Below are 18321 nucleotides of genomic sequence, written 5' to 3'. Positions count from 1 at the left end.
ACTTTCGAATACCGTCTCAAGTTCTGAGACGGTATTCGAAAGTGATAATCCAGCCAGATGTAACCGAATACCGAGCTTCATCAACTCGCTCGGTGTCCGCTCTCGCTCCACAAAATCTAATTCAAGCCAGTCGTTACAACCGCTGAGGCGAGTGATTTCCGCCATAGACCAGCCGAAATTCACTCCGCCTCAGTTTTCACTCTTAACTAAACACGACCACAATACCACACATGATAACGGGGTGCCTGTTTTCGTTCACTCGTCGTATCGTTCTGCCGTGCCGTCGATAACGCCCGCTAACTCCCCCAGCGAGTCGACGACATAATCGGGCTCGACCGCTGATTCGGCGAGCGTTGCCTCGTCGGTGATCCCGGTCATCGTGAGGACGGTCGTCATCCCGGCGTCGGTGCCGAGTCGAATATCCGTGTTCAGTCGGTCGCCGACGACGAGGCAGTCCTCGGCCGACACGCCGAGGTAGTCGAGTGCCGTTCGCCGGGCGAGTTCGGAGGGTTTCCCACAGATCACGTCGACCCCGCGTTCGGTGACGCCCTCGACGGCGTGGATGATCGAGCCCGATCCCGGAAGGTCGGGGCCGTCCTGCGGGTAGACCATATCCGGGTCGGTGCCGACGAAGTCGCTCGCTTCCTCGCCGGCGACGACCGCATCGCACATCGTTTCGTAGCTGAACTCGGAATCGATCGAGGCGACTAACACGTCGGCCGCATCCGGCTCGGTCGTCAGCGAGAGGTCCGCCGTCTCGAACTGGGCTTTCAGCCTCGCTTCGCCGATGACGAACAGGTCGTCGTCGGCGTGTTCGTCGGCGAGGTAGTCCGTCGTCACGGTGCCGGCGGTGAACACTTCCTCGGCGTCGACCGCGAAGCCGGCATCGGCGAAGCGATCCTCGTAAGCTTCCGGGACGGCCGCCGGATTGTTCGAGAGGAAAACGCGATCGAGGCCCGATTCCGCGACCGCGTCCAGTCCCGCTGCGGCCCCCGGAATCGGGGTGTGATCGCGGACGACCGTGCCGTCGACGTCAAAGATAATTCCCTGATACGCCATATCGCTGTGTCGGCCCGCCGTGGATTGAAACGTCCGGTTCCCGCGAGGGTTCGGCTGCGTGTGAGTCGTCAGGAGAACGGAAAGACACTAACTTGGGTATCCCCTACGGCTTCCTGTGACGACCCAGCTAACACTGATCCAGATCGACAACTACGGCCCGTGGACGGTGACCCCGGAGCCACGTCGTGAGATGGACCTCCAAACCATGCAGTCGCGGCTGTTTGCGGATATCGCCCAGTTCCTCGGTAGCCGCGGCGGCTACGTCTTCTTCAGCCGGTTCGACAACATGATCGCCGTCACCAACGGCATCGGCCGCGCCGGCCACACCGCCCTCCAAGAGACGATCCGCAACCGATACCCGGTCACTGTCAGCCTCGGGATCGGGACGGCCGACACGCCGGCGGTCGCGCTTGACGAGGCGACCGAGAAGATCCAAGCGGCCGGCAGTGCCCAAGACGAGGGCCGGACCGAAGTGTTAGCTGGTGACCCCCTCGATAGCGACGACGACTCAACGGTGCATATCGCCCACTTCGACGTCAACGACGCGACGGGCAAATACACCGATCAACTCAACGAGTTCGACTCCTTCATCCACATCGAGCGCAGCTACGCCTCGCTGATGGAGTATATGCGCGAGGCCCACGGCGCGCTGTCCTTCTTCGTCGGTGGCGACAACATCATCAGTGTCTGCCCGTCGCTGTCGCCCGACGACTATCAGGCCGCCATCGATCACGTTGAGAGCGACGCCGGCGTCGCACTGAAAGTCGGCGTCGGTCGCGGCGAGACAGCCCACGACGCGGGCTACGCCGCCAAACACGCCCTCGAAGACTGCCGGTACGAGGGAACGAGCGTCGAGTTCGACCAACCGCCAGCGACGACGGGAGACGATTAGGCCCCTCCAGCGATGGCCGACTCAGCCCTCTACTTCACCGCCCCACGGACCGTCGATCACCGTTCAGTCAGCGTCGACGCCGCAGTCGACGAAGTCGTCGTCGAAACCGACGCCTCGGCGATCAGTGCTGGCTCGGAACTACTCGTCTACCGCGACGAGGCACCAACCGAGCTGCCGGTCGACGAGACCATCGAGGCCTTCGACGACACCTTCGAGTATCCGCTTCGGTACGGCTACGCCGCCGCCGGCACCGTCGTCGAGACCGGCAGCGACGTGGCCGACGACTGGCTGGATCGAACGGTCTTCGCGTTCCGCCCCCATCAGACCCGCTTTGCGGCTGATCCCGATGATCTCGTGGTCCTGCCGGAGGGTGTTTCGCCCGCCCACGGCAGCCTGTTGCCGACGGTCGAAACCGCGACGAACCTTGTCCTCGACAGCGAGCCGCGGCTCGGCGAGTCGGTCGCGGTTTTCGGCGCGGGTGTGGTCGGCCTCTGTACGACCCGGCTCCTGTCGGCGTTCCCGCTCGATGAACTCGTTGTCGTCGAGCCGATCCCCGCCCGCCGGGAGGCGGCGACCGCGATGGGCGCGGATCGAGTCCTGTCGCCCGAGGCCGCTGCAGCCGAACTCGGCGACTACGATCTCGCTCTCGAACTCTCCGGGGAGCCCGCCGTGCTCAACGACGCTATCGACGCGGTCGGCTACGACGCCCGGGTCGTCGTCGGCTCGTGGTACGGCGAGAAGCGCGCGCCAATCGACCTCGGCGGGAGCTTCCACCGCGACCGGATCGACCTCGTCTCCAGTCAGGTGAGCACGATCGACCCCGCTCGCCGCGGCCGCTGGGACCGACAGCGGCGGTTCGACACCGCCGTCGAGTGGCTCGACCGCCTCGATGCTCGCTGCGAGATCATCGACGGCATCGATGTAGGCGCGAGCGTCAGTCGGCGACTGCGGTGGAACAGTCGTATACGACCGGCCGAGTCCGCCGTACTGGACGGCCTCGCTATCGGGTTCCATCCGGCCAGTGTTGTCGAGATACAGTGAGCCATCGTCGCCGTGGAGTTCCAGCCCGTAGAACTCCCGACTTCGGTGGGGCGCGTAGAAACTCGCCGTGAGTCGTACTGTCGGGCCGTCTCGAAACGCCAGCATCGCCTCGACGTGGCTGGCGGCGTCGGGCTGTTTTGTCTCCTGTTCGGGCCAACAATCGAGGCTATCGGCGACTCGAACGCGATCGACAGGACCGAACCACGCGACCAGCAGCGACAGCGGATAGACGCCGCCGTCGTAGAGCGGGCCGATAGACAGAAACGACTCCGGGCGGTCGTGCCAGTCGGTGACACGGCCTACGTGGGCGTGCGCGTACGCCAGTTGGACGGCCCCGAGTCGCCCCTCGCCGAGCAGCCGGCGTGCGCGCTGTTGGGTCGGTCCTGCGATCGAGGCCGGTGCGCAGCCAAGCGCGAGATCCCGCTTGCGGGCCATCTCGACCAACTCGCCGGCCGTCTCAGCGTCGAGTGCGAGCGGTTTCTCCGTGTAGACGTGGCGGTCGGCTGCGAGTGCGGTTCGGGTGATCTCGGCGTGGGCCGCGTGGCTCGTTAGGTTGACGACCAGCGGCGCGTTGAGGGCGTCGAGGGTTGCATCCAGATCATCGAAGGCGGGACAGTCGTGGTCGGCGGCGAGGGCTGCGGCGCGGTCGGCATCGAGATCGCAGACGCCGGCCAGCGAGCAGTCCGCGTCGGCGAGGCCGGCGGCATACGACGCCGCGATCGACCCCGCCCCGACGAACAGACAGTGCACACTCTCACCGCGCGGGCGAGCGGTAAAATTCCCCCGCTGCTGGCAGTGGTGTGCCCGGCTCGGGCCGCCGATGGGGTTTTGACAGTCTCGGCCGAACACAGACCGTGGTAGAACCGGGAATGAGTCGGCTCGGGACGGCTTACCTGCGGGCGATTCAGCTGGCCGGCCGGCGGCTGCCGTACGGGACGAACGTCTACGATCGGTCGTGGGACGTGCTGGTCGTTCTCGACGGCTGTCGGGCCGATCTGCTCGCTTCGGTCGCCGACGACTACGACTTTCTCACTGATGTGAGCTCGATCCGCTCGGTCGGCAGTTCTTCCTCGGAGTGGCTCGAAAACACGTTCCGCGACAACCCCGAAACCGAACGGACGGTCATGGTGACGGCCAACACGTGGACTGACCGGTATCTCGATGCCGACGCCTTTGCCGCCCTCGACGAAGTCTGGAAATACGCGTGGGACGACGCGCACAACACGATCCCGCCCGAAGCCGTCACGGACCGCGCCATTGCGCATGCGCGCGAAACAGCACCCGATCGCCTCGTCGTCCACTACATGCAACCGCACCACCCATTCGTCCCCGATCCGCTCGACGGCGACGACGGGCTGGTCCGGGCCGGCAGCCACAGCAACACTGGGAACCCGTGGGTCGCGCTTCGGCAAAACGAGGTCAGCGTCGACCGTGTTCGAGCGGCCTACCGAGCCAATCTCGATTACGTCCTCGACGAAGTCGAGTCGCTGTGTGCCAACGTCGACGGCCGCGTTGCGATCACAGCCGACCACGGCAATCTCTTCGGCGAGTGGGGCCTGTACGGCCATCCGATGGAGACGCCCGTGCCCGCCCTGATCACCGTTCCGTGGGCGGAAACGACCGCCAGCGATTCGGGGACGCGAACCCCGACGCTGGAGCCACCGGAATCGCTGCCGGTGAGCCGGGTCTACGGGGACGACACGGCTTCGGACCGGCTGGACGCGCTGGGGTATCGTGCATGAACGAGGGTTGGGCATGAAGATCGGCCTCGTCATCTACGGCTCGCTCGACGAGCAATCGGGCGGCTTTCAGTACGATCGCCGGCTCGTCTCGGAACTCCGAGCGGCCGGTGAGACGGTCGACGTGATCGAACTCCCGTGGCGATCCTACCCGCGGGGGCTCGTCGACAACGTCACACCCGGTTTCGCCCGACGACTCGCTGGCGACTATGACGTGTTGCTACAGGACGAACTCGCCCACCCATCGCTGGCGTGGACGAACCGCCGGCTCTCGACGCCGATCGTGAGCATCGTCCATCACCTCCGAGCCAGCGAACACCGACGTCTGCAACCACTCTACCGCGCCGTCGAACGTCGCTATCTTCGCGGCGTCGACGGCGTCGTCTGCAACAGCTCCGTCACCCGGGATGTCGTTACCGACCTCGCTATCGACGCCGAGCGAACGGTGATCGCGCCGCCGGCTGGTGACCGGTTCGATCCAGCCATTACGGACGATCAGATTGCCGAGCGCGCACGCGACAATCCGCTCCGTCTGCTGTTCGTTGGCAACATCACGCCGCGCAAAGGACTCGCCACGCTGATCGACGGGCTGGCAGCCGCCGATAGCAACGCCGAACTCACTGTCGTCGGCCAGCCGGTCGACGAGGCCTACGTCGCGCGGTGCCGCGACCGTGTTGTCGACCGCGGGCTGGCCGACCGCGTCGAGTTCACCGGCGCGATTAGCGACGACGCCCTCGCCGCCGAATTCCGCGATCACCACGTCTTGGCCGTGCCCTCTCAGTACGAGGGCTACGGCCTCGTCTATCTCGAAGGCATGAGCTTCGGGCTGCCGGCTATCGCTGCACGCGCCGGCGGCGCGACTGACCTCGTCACCGATGGCGACAACGGCTTTCTCGTCGAGCCCGACGATTCAGCCGCGGTCGCCGACGCGATCACGACGCTGGCCGCCGACCGAGAACGGTTGGCAGCGATGGGACAGGCCGCACGCCAGCGGTACGACGCCCAACCCGACTGGACGGAGACAGCGTCGCGGGTGCGGCAGCTACTCACCGATGTTGTTGCAGCAGCCAAAGAATCGTAGTCGCTCGATCAGTCGGCGGCTTGCGGCTGATCAGGGAGGTACTCCTCGTTGACGACCCACTCGTCGTCCTCGTTGCGGACCATGTACTCGCCGTAGTAGGGAACGCGGTTGGCAACGGTCTCGCGGAAGGTCTCGCGGATCTCGTCGCGGCTCATCTCGCCCATCGACCGGAGGTCGTCGTTGCGGTTGAGACAGCCCTTCAGGTAGCCTTCGTGCGTGACGCGCACGCGGTGACAGTTCGCACAGAAGTTCGGGTTCTCGACGGGATCGACGATTTCGACCATCCCGCCGTTTGATTCGTCGATTTCCTCAGATTCGTCGGCGTCGTCGCTGGCGATCCAGTAGCGCGTACGGTTGTGCATCTCGCGGTGTTCGACGCGCGCGGAGATGTCGGCTAGCCAGTCGTGAACGCGCTGAATGTCAATGTTCCACTCCGGATGCCCGGTCAACTCGGGCATGTACTCGATCAACTGGAGCCGGAGACCGTCGTTGTTGGCGGCGTGTTCGACCATCCCCTCGACGTAGCCGGCGGTGTGTTTGAACACGACCATGTTGAGTTTCACCGGCGCGAGCCCGGCGTCGACGGCGGCTTCGACGCCCTCCAGCACCTGTTCGTACGCGCCGGATTTCGTGATCTCGGCGAATGCGTCGGGGTCGATGGCGTCCTGTGAGACGTTGACCCGCTGGAGGCCGGCGTCCTTGAGATCCTCGGCACGCCCCGGCAGGAAGGTCCCGTTGGTCGTCATCGAGGCTTCCATCGACTCCGGTGTGCGGCGGATAATCTCTTCGAGGTCTTGTCGCANCATNGGCTCGCCGCCGGTGAACTTCACNNNNTCGACGNCGAACTCCNNNNCGACCTCCAGAAAGCGNACCACGTCGTCGGCGCTCATCTCGTCGTCGGCNGGNTCCATCGGCCCNCGNGTGTCNCCCANCCCCTCGTTGTGGCAGTAGACNCAGTCGAAGTTACACCGNTCGGTNAGCGAGACGCGNACGCCGGTGACTTCCCGACCGAACTCGTCTTCCAACGGCCCGTCCATACCTGTCGCTGGGTCGGTGAAGGGATTAAATCCGTGGGGTTCTCCGTCGTCGTCGTAAGGGGAATTCATTTCATCCGCTGACATCGTTTGGGTGTTGCGTTACACAACTCGGCTCGAATCGACGCTCACTGTTGGTGGTTCATAACCAAATCCGCGAAAAGCTGAAACCGGGACCGTCGCCGCGGCGGCGATCAGCCGAACAGTTCGGGTGCCACGTCCGCGGAGACGTGTTCGGTCGTCCCGTCCTGCCCGGCGTGCTCGCGGTCGCTGTTCCCAACGGTCGGCTCTGGGGGCGTTTCGTCAGTCATCGGCCGCAGCCGGCACCCCCTTTGCCTCCTCGCTTTCCTCGTCGGCGAACGGGTACCACGACTGTTTGGCGTCGTAGAGACACGGNTCNTCGTAGCNNTCGNTCTCNTCGGGNTCNNNNAGCTCGANNAGCGNCTCGTNGCCCGTCGCNTCGACCCACTCGCGGAACGTCTGGCCCTCAAAGCGGTGGGCGGCGTAGGCTTCGAGGATGTTCTTGATCGCCCCGGGTACTTCGTCGGCCGGGACGCGCTGGCGGATCCAGTTGACGAAGGAGGGTTCCTCGCCGATGCCGCCGCCGACGCCGATATCCATCGCTTCGACCATCTCGCCGTCCTTCCGGGCGCGCATGCCGATCAGGCCGATGTCGGCGGTGTTGGCCTGGCCGCAGTCGGCCGTACACCCGGAGTAGTGAATCTTGAGTTGGTTGATGTCGTCCGGGAGATCGACGTTATCGCGCAGCCAGCGCAGCATGCGGGCCATCCGGGTTTTCGTCTCGGTGAGTGCGAGCCCGCAGAACTCGGTGCCGGTACAGGCAGTCGCCCCGCGAACGAATGGGTTCGGCTCGGGTTTGTGTTTGTGGAGCAAGGGTTTGCGGAGCAACTCGTCCACCCGGTCGGGATCGACATCCATGATGAGGGGGTTCTGCCGGCGGGTCAGTCGGATCGAACCCGAGCCGTACTTTTCGGCGAGGTCGGCAAGTCGGAGCACTTCTTGGGATTCGAGTCGCCCGCAGGCGACGCTCAGACCGACCCACTTTTTGCCGTCGTTTTGATCGTGGACGCCGATGTAGTCGAAATTACCGTCCTCTTGGGGTCGGCCGGCGTTGTAGGTGTAGTTTTCCCGCATGTCCTTGCCGTCGCTTTTGAGTTCCCAATCGACGTAGTCGTCCTGGAGCTTCTCTCGAATCCACTCGGTGCCGTGTTCGTCGACGAAGAACCGCGCGCGGTTCTTGTTCCGGTTTTGGCGGTTGCCCTCCTCGTGGTAGAGTTCGACGAAGTTGCGGACGATGTCGACTGCCCGATCGGGTTCGACCCAGACGTTGAGCGCGCGAGCAACGCGGGGCTCGTGGCCGCCGAGGCCGCCGCCAACGCGGACGTTGAAGCCGAGTTCTTCCTCGCCGTCGATTTCCTTCTTTGCGGGTTCGAGCCCGATATCGTTGATCGAGTCCTGTGCGCCGCCCTCTGGGGTGCCAGTAATCGAGATATTGAATTTCCGCGGCATGTTGCAGAGGGCGTCGTCGTCGCGGATCTCCTCTTGGAACCGATCAAGAATCGGCTGCGTGTCGATAATCTCGTCGGGGGCCTTGCCGGCGACCGGACAGCCGACGATGTTTCGCATCGTGTCGCCGCCGGCCGACCGAGTGGTGACGCCGGCCGGTTCGATGATGTCCCAGACCTTCGGTACGTCTTCGAACTTGACCCAGTGGAGCTGGATCGACTGCCGCGTCGTAAAGTCGATCCAGCCGTTACCGTACTCCGGATTGTCTTCGGGGCCTTTGGCGTACTCCTCGGCGGCCTTGCCGATGGCGCGCAGCTGGCCGGGTTCCAGCTGCCCGTTGCAGTTGGTCAACCGCATCATGCAGTAGCCTTCTTGCCCCGAGCGGTGGTGGAAGACGCCCCAGAATTTGAATCGGCAGAACCACTTATCGATCTCGTCTTCGGGAATCGAGTCGAAGCCCTTGTCGGCGAACTCTAACAGCTTCTCACGGACCTCATCACCGTATAATCCGTCTTTGTAGTCCTCTTTCTTGTGTGCCATTACGTTGAACCTCCTACGTGGAACTGCAACCGTTTGTGCGTTACAGTGGGCGTGTGCTTAGCCAGCATGGATATTACTTCGGATATCAGCATAAAAACTTGCTCATTTAAAAAATATGGAAACAGACGGTTAAATCAAACAGTTCGACACCCCACGTAAATACCCGGGTATCTTTCGGCGTCAACGAGATGAATTTTAATTCGGGTTCGAAACTGGGTGTGAATTAGATATTATCAGATTCTCTTTCGATATTCGGCGATTCGTATGGTTTTGGCCGTGTTGGGACTGATCGGTCGGATTCGTCGTCGGTGAGATCGCGCTGTTTCCATCTGTTCCCGTTGGGTGAGCGCGAGCCGCAGTCCGACCGATCTACTGCTGTGTGGATACACAGGGCCGAGCTACCGCTGTGTGGGTTCACAGAGTCAGCCCACGCGTATGCACGGGCGCACATCTAACCGAAAATAGTCCAAAATACGCTACATTGTACAAAAGCAAAAGCGTTATACCTCTCATTGTTTCACTATTAGGCAGCAACAACTCACAAATGACGATATATATTCGCTGCAGCACTGATGTCGGACGCGCACAGGAATCCGCGGGGTCGGCCGCCCTCGGTCGCGTCGGGAGGGACCGATGACCGGGTGGACGCCGACGACCTGCGTGCGATGTGCCGTCGGCTGTGGCCACCTCCAGAAGGGTGTCGACAACGGCTACGGGCTCGATACGGTTCGTGGCGACGCCAACCACCCGGTCAACCGTGGGCTGGCCTGCCAGCGCGGCATCGACGAGACGGCCGATCCGGACGGCGAGTGGCTGACCCGCCCGCTCATCCGCAAGGACGGCGAGCTCGTCGCCACCAGCTGGGATATCGCCCTCGGCGTCGTCGTCAACCGGTTCCAAGCCGCCCTCGAAGACACGCCCAACGGCGTCGCCGTTCTCGGCAGCGGCCAACAGACCAACGAAGCCGCCTACGCGCTGGGCAAGCTGGCCCGCGGCGGGTTCGGCACGCGCTACTACGACGCTAACACGACGCTCTGTATGGCGAGTGCGGTCACAGCGTACTACCAAGCCTTCGGCAGCGACGCGCCGCCGCCGACCTACGACGACATCCCCGACGCCGAGAGCCACGTCGTCTGGGGCGCGAACCCGACGGCCGCCCACCCGGTGATGTATCGGTGGATCGCCCAGAGTGCCGACGAGGACGACAGCCAACTCATCGTCGTCGACCCCGTCGAAAGCGAGACTGCCGAGGACGCCGACACCCACGTCCAACTCGATCCCGGCACCGACCTCGCGTTCGCCCGGGCCGTCCTCTCGCATCTGATCGAGACCGACGCCGTCGACCGCGAGTTCATCGAGGAGGCCACCGTCGGCTTCGACGCCCTCCGCGAGGAACTGCCCGCCGCGGCGGACGCAGCCGACACTGCCGGCGTCTCGATGGACACCGTCGAGACCGTCGCCGACGCCTTCGCCGACCAAACGCTCATCTACTGGGGGATGGGCGTCAACCAGAACGTCGAGGGCACCGCGACCGCTCGCGCCCTGATCGACCTCTGTCTCGCCACGGGCAACCTCGAACCCGGCAGCGGNCCNTTCTCGCTGACGGGGCAAGCGAACTCGATGGGCACCCGCGTCTGTTCGTCGAAAGGGACGTGGCCCGGCCACCGCGACTACGAGGATCCCGACGAACGCCGGACGGTCGCCGACGCGTGGGATATCCCGGTCGATCGCCTGCCTGACGATCCCGGTCCCGGCCCCGTCGGCATCATCGACCAACTGGCCGACGGCGAGCCCGAAGCCTGCTGGACGGTCGCCACGAACCCGGTCGCCGGCATGCCCGACGCCGACCATGTCCGGGAAACGCTGGAGGATACGTTCCTCGTCGTCCAAGACGCCTTCCGCACCGAGACCGCCGACGTTGCCGACGTGGTGTTGCCGGCGGCGACGTGGGGCGAATCCGAGGGAACGGTCACCAACATGGAGCGGAACGTCTCCCGGGTGCGGGCCGCCAGCGACACCCCCTCGAAGGTCCGCCAGGATATCGATATCATCGCCGCCATCGGCGAACAGATGTACGGCGATCTCTTCGAGCACCCGCCGATCGATCCCGAGACCGTCTTCGACGAGTTCGTCGCGCTCACTGACGGCACCGTCGCCGACCTCTCGGGTATTTCGTACGAACGCCTCGACGCCGAGTTAGCGGTCCGGTGGCCCGCGCCGGAACCCGACAGTCAGGGCGGCTACCGCTACGTCACCGACGATGGCTGGTCGTTCCCGACACCTTCGGGCCGGGCGCGCTTTTCGACCGGCACTCACGGCGGCCTCGCGGAGCCGACCGATGAGAACTATCCGCTAACCCTCACTACGGGCCGGGAGCCCGACGCCTACAACACGGGGGTTCGCAGCCGCGAGCCCAACCCCGAGACCTGCCCGGTCGCCCGCGTCCATCCCGAGACGATCATCGACCATATCGAGGCGTTAGACCGCGGCAAGACGGTGATCGTCTCCCGTCGCGCCTCGGTGACGGCGACGATGCAACCCGACGACGGCGTGCCGAAGGGGATGATCTGGTTGCCGATCCACCACCCGGCGGTCAACGCGTTGACGCTGCCGGTCGTCGATCCCGAGTCCGACGAGCCGAACTTCAAACAGTGTGCGGTGACTGTCCGGCCGCCGTCGCCGTCGAACCCGCTTACCGAACAGGGGCTGACGCCCGACGCCGACCCGGTCGAGGGCGATTGATTACTTCACGACTTCCGCCAGAATAGTTCTGACTTTACAGTTATCTGGGCACAAGCAAAGCAATTATATCTCTCACATCGGGAAAGTAGCACAACTATCCGAGACACAATGTGCAACATAGACGGGAAAACAGACTGTTGCCGCTGTGGCTTACTGCTGGGGATCGCTCCATGAGTGACTGGCAGCCAACCACCTGCATGCGCTGTGCGGTCGGCTGTGGCTATCTGCAACAGGGCAGCGAGGATGGGTACGGCGTTGCCGACGCCCGTGGCAACCCGGCGCATCCGACCAGCGAGGGCCGGGACTGCCAGCGCGGGATTCGGGAGACTGTCGATCCGGGCGGCGACCGGCTCACCGAACCGCTCGTCCGTCGCGGCGGCGTCCTCCAACCGACCGACTGGGATACGGCCCTCGGCATCGTCACCACCCGATTCATCGAGGCACTCAGCAACGGCGAGGGCAACATCGCTGTCCTCGGCAGCGGCCAACAGACGACGGAGGCCGCTTACGCCTTGGGCAAACTCGCCCGCGGCGGNTTCGGNACNCNCNACTACGANGCCAACACNACGCTGTGTATGGCCAGCGCGGTCACCGCCTACTACGACGCGTTCGGCAGCGACGCGCCCCCACCGACCTACGACGANATNCCCGANGCGGANNNCCACGTNNTCTGGGGAGCNAACCCGGCGNTCGCCCATCCGGTGTTGTACCGCTGGATCGCCGACAGCGCGGCCGCAGACGGCAGCCGGCTCGTCGTCGTCGACCCCGTCGAAAGCGAGACCAGCGGCGAGGCCGACACCCACATTCAGCCGGACCCGGGCACCGACCTCGCAGTCGCCCGCGGCGCGTTGACCCACGTTATCGACTCCGGCGGCGTCGATACCGATTTCGTCGAGTCCCACACGACCGGCTTCGAGACGATGGTGGAGTCGCTACCGACGATCGACTCGGCCGCCGAGACGGCCGGTGTCTCCGTCGAGACTATCGAGACGCTCGCCGAGGCACTCGACGCGTCGACGCTCGTCTACTGGGGCATGGGCGTCAATCAGAGCGTCCAGGGGACCGCAACGGCCCGCTCGCTGATCGATCTCTGTCTGGCGACCGGGAATCTCGGTCCCGGCAGCGGTCCCTTCTCGTTGACGGGGCAAGCGAACTCGATGGGATCGCGGATCTGTGGAGCGAACACGACGTGGCCCGGCCACCGCCCGTTCACCGACGCCGCGGCGCGCAAGCGGGTCGCCGACGCGTGGGACGTGCCGCTCAGCCGACTCCCCGAAACCGCTGGCCCGGGTGCGGTCCGCATCGTCGACAAACTCGCACAGGGTGACCTTGATGTCTGTTGGACGATCGCGACGAACCCCGCTGCGGGGATGCCCGACAACCGCCACGTCACCGACGCCCTCGACGATGCGTTCCTCGTCTCACAGGACGCGTATCGTTCCGAGACGACCGAACTCGCCGACGTGGTGTTGCCGGCGGCGACATGGGGTGAAACCGAGGGAACGACGATCAACATGGACCGGCGCGTCTCCCGCGTTAGGGCGGTTTCCGAGCCGCCCGAGTTGGCGAAACAGGACCTCGATATCATCGCCACGCTCGGCAAGCGGATCGCACCGGAGCTCTTCGAGGACCCGCCGCTCGACCCTGAAGCCATTTTCGCGGAACTAACCGAGCTGACTGCTGACTCGACGGCCGACCTCTCGGGGCTCTCCTACGACCGACTGGCCGACGAGTTGGCGGTTCGCTGGCCGGCTCCCGATGCCGACAGCGCGGGCGGCTACCGATACTACGACGACGGCGAGTGGTCGTTCCCGACGGCGACGGGCCGGGCAGCGTTCTCGACGGCGACCCATGGCAGCCTCCCCGAACCCGTCGACGACGACTACCCGCTCACGCTGACGACGGGGCGGGCCGCCGACCACTACAACACCGGAACGCGAAGTGCGGGCGACGACCCCCGGCCGACTGCCCGCATCAACGCCGAGACGATCGGGACGTACCTGCCCGCCTTCGACCGCGGGACAACGGTCATCAAATCGCGCCGCGGCGCGATCACCGTCGACACCGATGTCGACAACAGCATTCCGCCGGGACTGATCTGGCTGCCGATCCACCACCCGGCGATCAACGAGTTGACGCTGTCGGCGGTCGATCCCGACTCGGCGCAACCGAATTTCAAACAGTGTGCGGTCCGATTGACTGCACCGAATCGGCCGCAGCCCGAGAGCGACGGCAACGCTACCGATACTCGGCTGCCAACCGACGACTGACTGCCACATATTTTAACCGACAGCTAGCTGATAGTGAGGTATGTACGCGGTGTCGGTCTCGCGGGCGTTCGTCGCCCAACACTATCTGACGGTTCCGAACCCCGGCCCCGAGGGCGAACTACACTCACACCAGTTCACTGCCGAGGTGACCTTCCGCGGGCCTGCTCTCGGCGAGTACGGCTACCTCGTCGACATCGACGCTGTCATCGAGGCGGTCGAGGCCACGGTCGACTCGTTCCGCGATGAGACGCTGAACGACCTCCCGGCCTTCGAGGGACTGAATCCGAGCGCGGAGCACTTTGCCCGGATCTTCGGCGATCGCCTCAGCGACCGGCTCGATCCGGAGCCCGCGACCGAACTGGAGATCGCCCTCCAAGAAGACGACGTGGCGACCGTTAGCCACACCCGGGAACTCTGAACTACTACGGCGAGACAGAACGCTGACCCACGACGGCGAGACGCTGGCTGTCGGTCTGGTGAACCGACTGATGACTCTCGCGGGCTGAAAATTGCAGAAGGTGTAGTTATGTGTGGAACTGTGAGTTACGGGGGCGTAACTTACAGGCGGGTGACGTTGGACGCCCGCGGACCTTTCGGGGACTGCTCGATGTCGAACTCGACGTCCTGACCCTCTTCGAGGTCCGGGCCGCCAACGTCTTCCATGTGGAAGAAGACGTCGTCGTCAGCATCGTCAGTATCAATGAATCCGTAGCCGCCAGTGTCGTTGAAGAAGTCGACCGTACCGTTTGCCATTGCAATCTGAGGGAGTCCCGGCGTGCGGATAAGGGTTGTGAAGTGGGTTGCTGGGCCCAAACGGGCGACTCAGGCCGCAGAAACCGCAGCAATCGGGGCCGTCTCAGGCGCGGCAGACTCGGCGGAGGTCATCCAGCGAGTCGATATCCCACGTCGGCCAGACGTTGAGATCCCAGTTTTGGCGATGGGGCCGGCGGATGAACGCCGAGTCGATGCCGGCGTTCTCGGCGGCTTTGATATCCGACTCGTTGTCGCCGACGAACAGCGCGTTCTCGCCGTCGAGATCCGAGAGGGCGGCTTCGATGTAGTGGGGGTTCGGTTTCCGCAGGTCGAGGCTTTCGACTGTTCGCTCCCGGCCGTAGGCCGTCTCGAAGAGGTCGCGGATGCCGAAGTGATCGAGCAGGAAATCGACCGTCTCCTGTTGGTTCGAACTGACGATGCCGAAGTTGGCATCGATATCGCTGAGCACATCGAGATCGCCGTACGGCGTCTTCCGGCCGGCGCGGGCTTCGGCCTGCTGGGCACCGGACATCGTCCGGTCGCGGACCCGCCAGAAGCGGTCCGGATCGAGACCGTACTCGTTGCACACGGTTGCGACTCGTTCGGGCGTTGCACCAATCGTCATGTCCTCGACGTATTCGGGGTCCGGATCGGAAACATCGAACTTCTCGAACGTCTCCTCTGTTGCCGTCTGCAGCACGTCAAACCGGGTCCGACCGACAAGGACACCGTCGTTGTCGAACACGACGGTATCGTAACGCATAGGAATCTGTTGGGGGGCCTGGTGGATAAGCGTTTCAGTCTGTGTGTCCCCTTTCTCACCTGCTCACGCCGCGCCGTTGCCACCACTCACCGGAGATCGTCGCCACCACTCACCGCGAGTCCTTCTCCGCTTGCTTCCGCGTGTAGTCGGCCGGATCCGAGACTTCCGTGTACTCCACGGCATCTTTCAGCCGCGCTTCGGCCTCGCTATCAGTGAGCCGCGATCGGATGAAATCCGCTCGATTGAGGGCCTTCGAGTCGAGGTCGGTGGCCTTGATGAACCGCTCTAGCTCGTCGATGATCGCCGGATCGTCGATCCGCACGAGGCTTGCGGTGGCGACGCGGGTCGTCTCCGCGTCGTCGTCAGCGATCGCCTTGATGAGCGCATGGACGACATCCGTTCGGGGCTCCTCGTCGGCGATTCGACCGAGCAGCCACGCCGTGTTCCGGCGGATTTTCGGCCGATCGGACTCCTCGAACAGGGACAGAAACACCGGGACGATGTCCCGATCCGGAAACGTGTTGAGCTGTTTGGCGACCGTTTCACGGACGGTATGGCTCTCCTCACTGGGAGCCGCAGCGACCAACTCAATGATCGATTCCGCGGCGGCCGCTCTGATCGTCGGATCGTCGTCATCGAGCCCACGAAGGAGCGTTCCCAGCAGGTTCAACGAGCCGACCTCGCCGAGGCTCCCGATCGCGGTCCTGCGCAGGTCCGTGTCGTCGCTTTTCGCCGCCGGCAACAGGGCTCGGATCGCCTTTCGGCTGCCGATCCGCTGGAGGGAGTCGGCGGCCGCATGGCGGAGTTCGTCCTCGTTGCCGGTGAGATGTGTTGCGACCGCCCGGACACAGCGGTCGTCGCCGACGCGGCCGCACTCTGTGACTGCCCGGAGTCGGACGCGTGGATCGAGATCCGAACAGGCCGCGGCCAGTTTCGGGACGCCATCGTGGCTGTCGAGTCGGGCGATGGCGGCGACGGCGACCAGCCGGAACTCCGAGTAGTCACTGTCGAACCACCGGAGCAGGTAGTTCGGATACGGTTCCTCGGCGGGTGTTGGTCGCTCGGGGTCACCCAACGAGTCGACGAGGTCGTCGATAGCCGACTCGCCGAACTCGCTGAGGGCTTCGATGGTTCGGGCCCGGACGGCGTCGCTCGGTTCCTGTTGGACGGCGGCGATGAGGGCCGCTCTGATCGGCTCGCGCTCCTCGTCGTCCATCGTCTCGCTGTACTCCGCGAGCAACTCCGCGGCCTGCATCCGGACGGCCTGCTCGCTGTTCTGGAGGAGGTGTCTGGCGAGTTGGTCGAACTGCTCGTTAAACGCCAGCGTGAACAGGAAATCGGTATCGACGCGCTCGTGCTGAGTGCCCATTGGCCCGGAATGATGACGTACCGCTGCCCCTCGTTCTATCATTTCAGTAAGCCGGCTGCGCTAATAAGTTCACCGTAACATCCGATTCGATTGTCATTTCGGGCGGTTTCGCCCCCCGTTAGTGGTCAGTTCCGCACTTCTTCGATGGCGGCGGTCACGTCCTCGGTGGTGACCTTGCCCTCCCGACGCATCGCCGCCCGCGCCGCCTCGGTCGCCACCTGTTCCATGTCGGCGGCGGTCAGCCCGCCGGACTGCTTGGCGATCGCCGTCGCATCGAGCTCGGGGTCACGGGGCGCGTCGAGATGGACATCGAAGATCGCTACCCGGGTTTTCGCGCCCGGTTTTGCGACTTCGATTTGGACCGAGAGCCGCCCCGAGCGCAACATCGCTTTGTCGATCTGATCGCGGCGGTTGGTCGCGCCGACGATGACGATCTTGGCGTCGCTTTCGTTGATGTCGCTGATCTCTTCGAGGAACTGGTTGACCATCTGCGTCTGGTCTTGGTGTTGGTTCGCGCTGGTGCGCTCCGGCGTGAGCGCGTCGATCTCGTCGATGAAGATCAGACACGGCTGGTTCCGGCGGGCCTCCTCGAACAGTTGGGCGACGTTCTGGGTGCCCTCGCCGAGCCACTTCGAGATGATATCGGAGCCTTTGACGCCGATGTAGTGGATCCCCAACTCGCCGGCGAGTGCTTTCGAGATGTACGTCTTGCCGGTGCCCGGCGGCCCGTACAGCAGAAACCCGTTTTCGACCGAGAGGCCGTATTTCTCGTATTTTTCTGGCTCCTCAAGCGGATCGATCACGCGCTCGTAGAGCTCGGTTTTGAGCTCGTCGAACCCCGCCACGTCGTCGAAATCGATGTCGGGTGGTTCGGTAACATACCGCCGGCTCGGGCCGTCGTCGCCGCTCTCGCCGCTATCGGTGCCGCGGTCGCGGTCGATATCGCTGCCCCCGGCGTCGCCGCCGTCGCTGTCGGTATCCTCGCCCCTTGACGATTCCGGTGGTTGCTCGGCGTCGGCCGCTGTCTCGGTGGCCTCGGTTGCTTCGCCAGCCTCGGCTGTCGTCTCGGCCCCCTCGTCGGCGGAGTGGCGCGTCGATCCGTCGGCATCGACGAGCGAGATCCGGCGGGCGACGTGACGGCGGTAATCCCGGTCGGCGGTGTCAGTCAACACGACCGAGCCGGCCGTCGACGCGAGGACGAAGCCGGCAGCGATGGCGACGCCGACGGGCGTCAGGAGGTCGATGCCGAGTAGGAATCCGCTGCCGGCAACGATGCCGAACGAGCCGAGGGTGACGATGGCAGTGTAGATCACGCCGACGGCGGGCCGACGGTCGAAGCCGTCGCGGACGCCGTAGCCGACCGCGCTAAAGAGTCCAAACGCGATCAGCCACAGCTCCGTGAGGCCGAGTTTGACCGCATGGAGCCCGTTGCGGGTGCGGGCGGCTGTCCGCCGCTGGAGGCTCCCGTCGTCGGGTGAATCCGTCTGGCTCATGGTCGGTGATCGACGCTG

The 18321-nt window shown here is 64.5% G+C and carries 13 protein-coding genes and 3 pseudogenes; 7 read left to right on the top strand and 9 right to left on the bottom strand.

What is annotated here, in order from left to right:
• Window positions 1-165: pseudogene (locus tag EGH24_RS11240) on the bottom strand (IS6 family transposase); the annotation flags it as partial.
• Window positions 166-255: 90 nt separating this feature from the next.
• Entirely contained in the window at window positions 256-1059 is an 804-nt protein-coding gene (locus EGH24_RS11235; RefSeq protein WP_142980227.1) for an HAD-IIA family hydrolase, read from the bottom strand.
• A 115-nt stretch (window positions 1060-1174) separates the two neighbouring features.
• Between EGH24_RS11235 and EGH24_RS11230 the strand changes: the two genes are divergently transcribed.
• Window positions 1175-1951, top strand: a complete 777-nt coding sequence (locus EGH24_RS11230; protein WP_142980226.1) for a GTP cyclohydrolase III — start codon at window positions 1175-1177, stop codon at window positions 1949-1951.
• A gap of 12 nt (window positions 1952-1963) precedes the next feature.
• Window positions 1964-2704 (top strand): annotated as a pseudogene (locus EGH24_RS15615) (zinc-dependent alcohol dehydrogenase); the annotation flags it as partial.
• Here EGH24_RS15615 and EGH24_RS15950 read toward each other — a convergent pair.
• Window positions 2630-3742, bottom strand: a pseudogene (locus EGH24_RS15950) (Gfo/Idh/MocA family protein); the annotation flags it as partial. The pseudogenes EGH24_RS15615 and EGH24_RS15950 overlap by 75 nt on opposite strands.
• Window positions 3743-3861: 119 nt before the next feature.
• On the opposite strand from EGH24_RS15950, the gene EGH24_RS11220 reads away from it, so the two are divergent.
• Both EGH24_RS11220 and EGH24_RS11215 read left to right on the top strand, forming a co-directional pair.
• Window positions 3862-4734: a hypothetical protein gene (locus tag EGH24_RS11220; protein WP_142980240.1), complete on the top strand. Its 873-nt coding sequence runs from the start codon at window positions 3862-3864 to the stop codon at window positions 4732-4734.
• Between the two features lie 13 nt (window positions 4735-4747).
• Window positions 4748-5812, top strand: a complete 1065-nt coding sequence (locus tag EGH24_RS11215) for a glycosyltransferase family 4 protein (protein ID WP_142980224.1) — start codon at window positions 4748-4750, stop codon at window positions 5810-5812.
• 8 nt (window positions 5813-5820) lie between these two features.
• Here EGH24_RS11215 and moaA read toward each other — a convergent pair whose 3' ends face one another.
• A complete protein-coding gene (gene moaA, locus EGH24_RS11210; protein WP_142980223.1) occupies window positions 5821-6849 on the bottom strand; it encodes a GTP 3',8-cyclase MoaA in 1029 nt (342 codons plus the stop codon).
• A gap of 300 nt (window positions 6850-7149) precedes the next feature.
• Window positions 7150-8913: a nitrite/sulfite reductase gene (locus tag EGH24_RS11205; protein WP_142980222.1), complete on the bottom strand. Its 1764-nt coding sequence runs from the start codon at window positions 8911-8913 to the stop codon at window positions 7150-7152.
• A gap of 633 nt (window positions 8914-9546) precedes the next feature.
• Between EGH24_RS11205 and nasA (EGH24_RS11200) the strand changes: the two genes are divergently transcribed.
• The 3 genes from nasA (EGH24_RS11200) to EGH24_RS11190 all read left to right on the top strand — a co-directional run bounded on the left by nasA (EGH24_RS11200) (window position 9547) and on the right by EGH24_RS11190 (window position 14343).
• On the top strand, window positions 9547-11655 hold the full coding sequence (gene nasA, locus EGH24_RS11200) for an assimilatory nitrate reductase NasA (protein ID WP_142980221.1): 2109 nt from the start codon (window positions 9547-9549) through the stop codon (window positions 11653-11655).
• Window positions 11656-11825: 170 nt separating this feature from the next.
• The gene (nasA, locus tag EGH24_RS11195) at window positions 11826-13925 is read left to right on the top strand and encodes an assimilatory nitrate reductase NasA (protein ID WP_142980220.1); all 2100 of its coding nucleotides are present in this window, start codon (window positions 11826-11828) and stop codon (window positions 13923-13925) included.
• Between the two features lie 40 nt (window positions 13926-13965).
• Window positions 13966-14343 (top strand): 6-pyruvoyl trahydropterin synthase family protein, encoded by a 378-nt coding sequence (locus EGH24_RS11190; protein WP_142980219.1) that lies wholly within the window; start codon window positions 13966-13968, stop codon window positions 14341-14343.
• Window positions 14344-14483: 140 nt separating this feature from the next.
• On the opposite strand, the gene EGH24_RS11185 is transcribed toward EGH24_RS11190, so the two are convergent.
• The 4 genes from EGH24_RS11185 to EGH24_RS11170 form a co-directional block, all read right to left on the bottom strand.
• On the bottom strand, window positions 14484-14678 hold the full coding sequence (locus EGH24_RS11185) for a cold-shock protein (RefSeq protein ID WP_142980218.1): 195 nt from the start codon (window positions 14676-14678) through the stop codon (window positions 14484-14486).
• Window positions 14679-14781: 103 nt separating this feature from the next.
• Complete coding sequence (locus tag EGH24_RS11180) at window positions 14782-15441, bottom strand: HAD family hydrolase (protein WP_142980217.1); 660 nt, start codon at window positions 15439-15441, stop codon at window positions 14782-14784.
• A 109-nt stretch (window positions 15442-15550) separates the two neighbouring features.
• On the bottom strand, window positions 15551-16810 hold the full coding sequence (locus tag EGH24_RS11175) for a HEAT repeat domain-containing protein (RefSeq protein WP_185903305.1): 1260 nt from the start codon (window positions 16808-16810) through the stop codon (window positions 15551-15553).
• 125 nt (window positions 16811-16935) lie between these two features.
• A complete protein-coding gene (locus EGH24_RS11170; protein ID WP_142980215.1) occupies window positions 16936-18303 on the bottom strand; it encodes an ATP-binding protein in 1368 nt (455 codons plus the stop codon).
• Between the last annotated feature and the right edge of the window lie 18 nt (window positions 18304-18321).

It is taken from the genome of Halonotius terrestris (assembly GCF_006861665.1).
In the GTDB taxonomy this organism is placed as follows: domain Archaea; phylum Halobacteriota; class Halobacteria; order Halobacteriales; family Haloferacaceae; genus Halonotius; species Halonotius terrestris.
The sequence above is the reverse complement of the archived record's forward strand: the minus strand, read 5'-3'. Positions and strand labels throughout refer to the sequence as shown.

Coding starts and splice junctions, on each gene's coding strand:
- EGH24_RS11170 (WP_142980215.1), bottom strand. CDS start 18,303: ATGAGCCAGACGGATTCACCCGACGACGGGAGCCTCCAGCGGCGGACA.
- EGH24_RS11190 (WP_142980219.1), top strand. CDS start 13,966: ATGTACGCGGTGTCGGTCTCGCGGGCGTTCGTCGCCCAACACTATCTG.
- EGH24_RS11220 (WP_142980240.1), top strand. CDS start 3,862: ATGAGTCGGCTCGGGACGGCTTACCTGCGGGCGATTCAGCTGGCCGGC.
- EGH24_RS11185 (WP_142980218.1), bottom strand. CDS start 14,678: ATGGCAAACGGTACGGTCGACTTCTTCAACGACACTGGCGGCTACGGA.
- EGH24_RS11180 (WP_142980217.1), bottom strand. CDS start 15,441: ATGCGTTACGATACCGTCGTGTTCGACAACGACGGTGTCCTTGTCGGT.
- EGH24_RS11215 (WP_142980224.1), top strand. CDS start 4,748: ATGAAGATCGGCCTCGTCATCTACGGCTCGCTCGACGAGCAATCGGGC.
- EGH24_RS11175 (WP_185903305.1), bottom strand. CDS start 16,810: ATGGGCACTCAGCACGAGCGCGTCGATACCGATTTCCTGTTCACGCTG.
- EGH24_RS11235 (WP_142980227.1), bottom strand. CDS start 1,059: ATGGCGTATCAGGGAATTATCTTTGACGTCGACGGCACGGTCGTCCGC.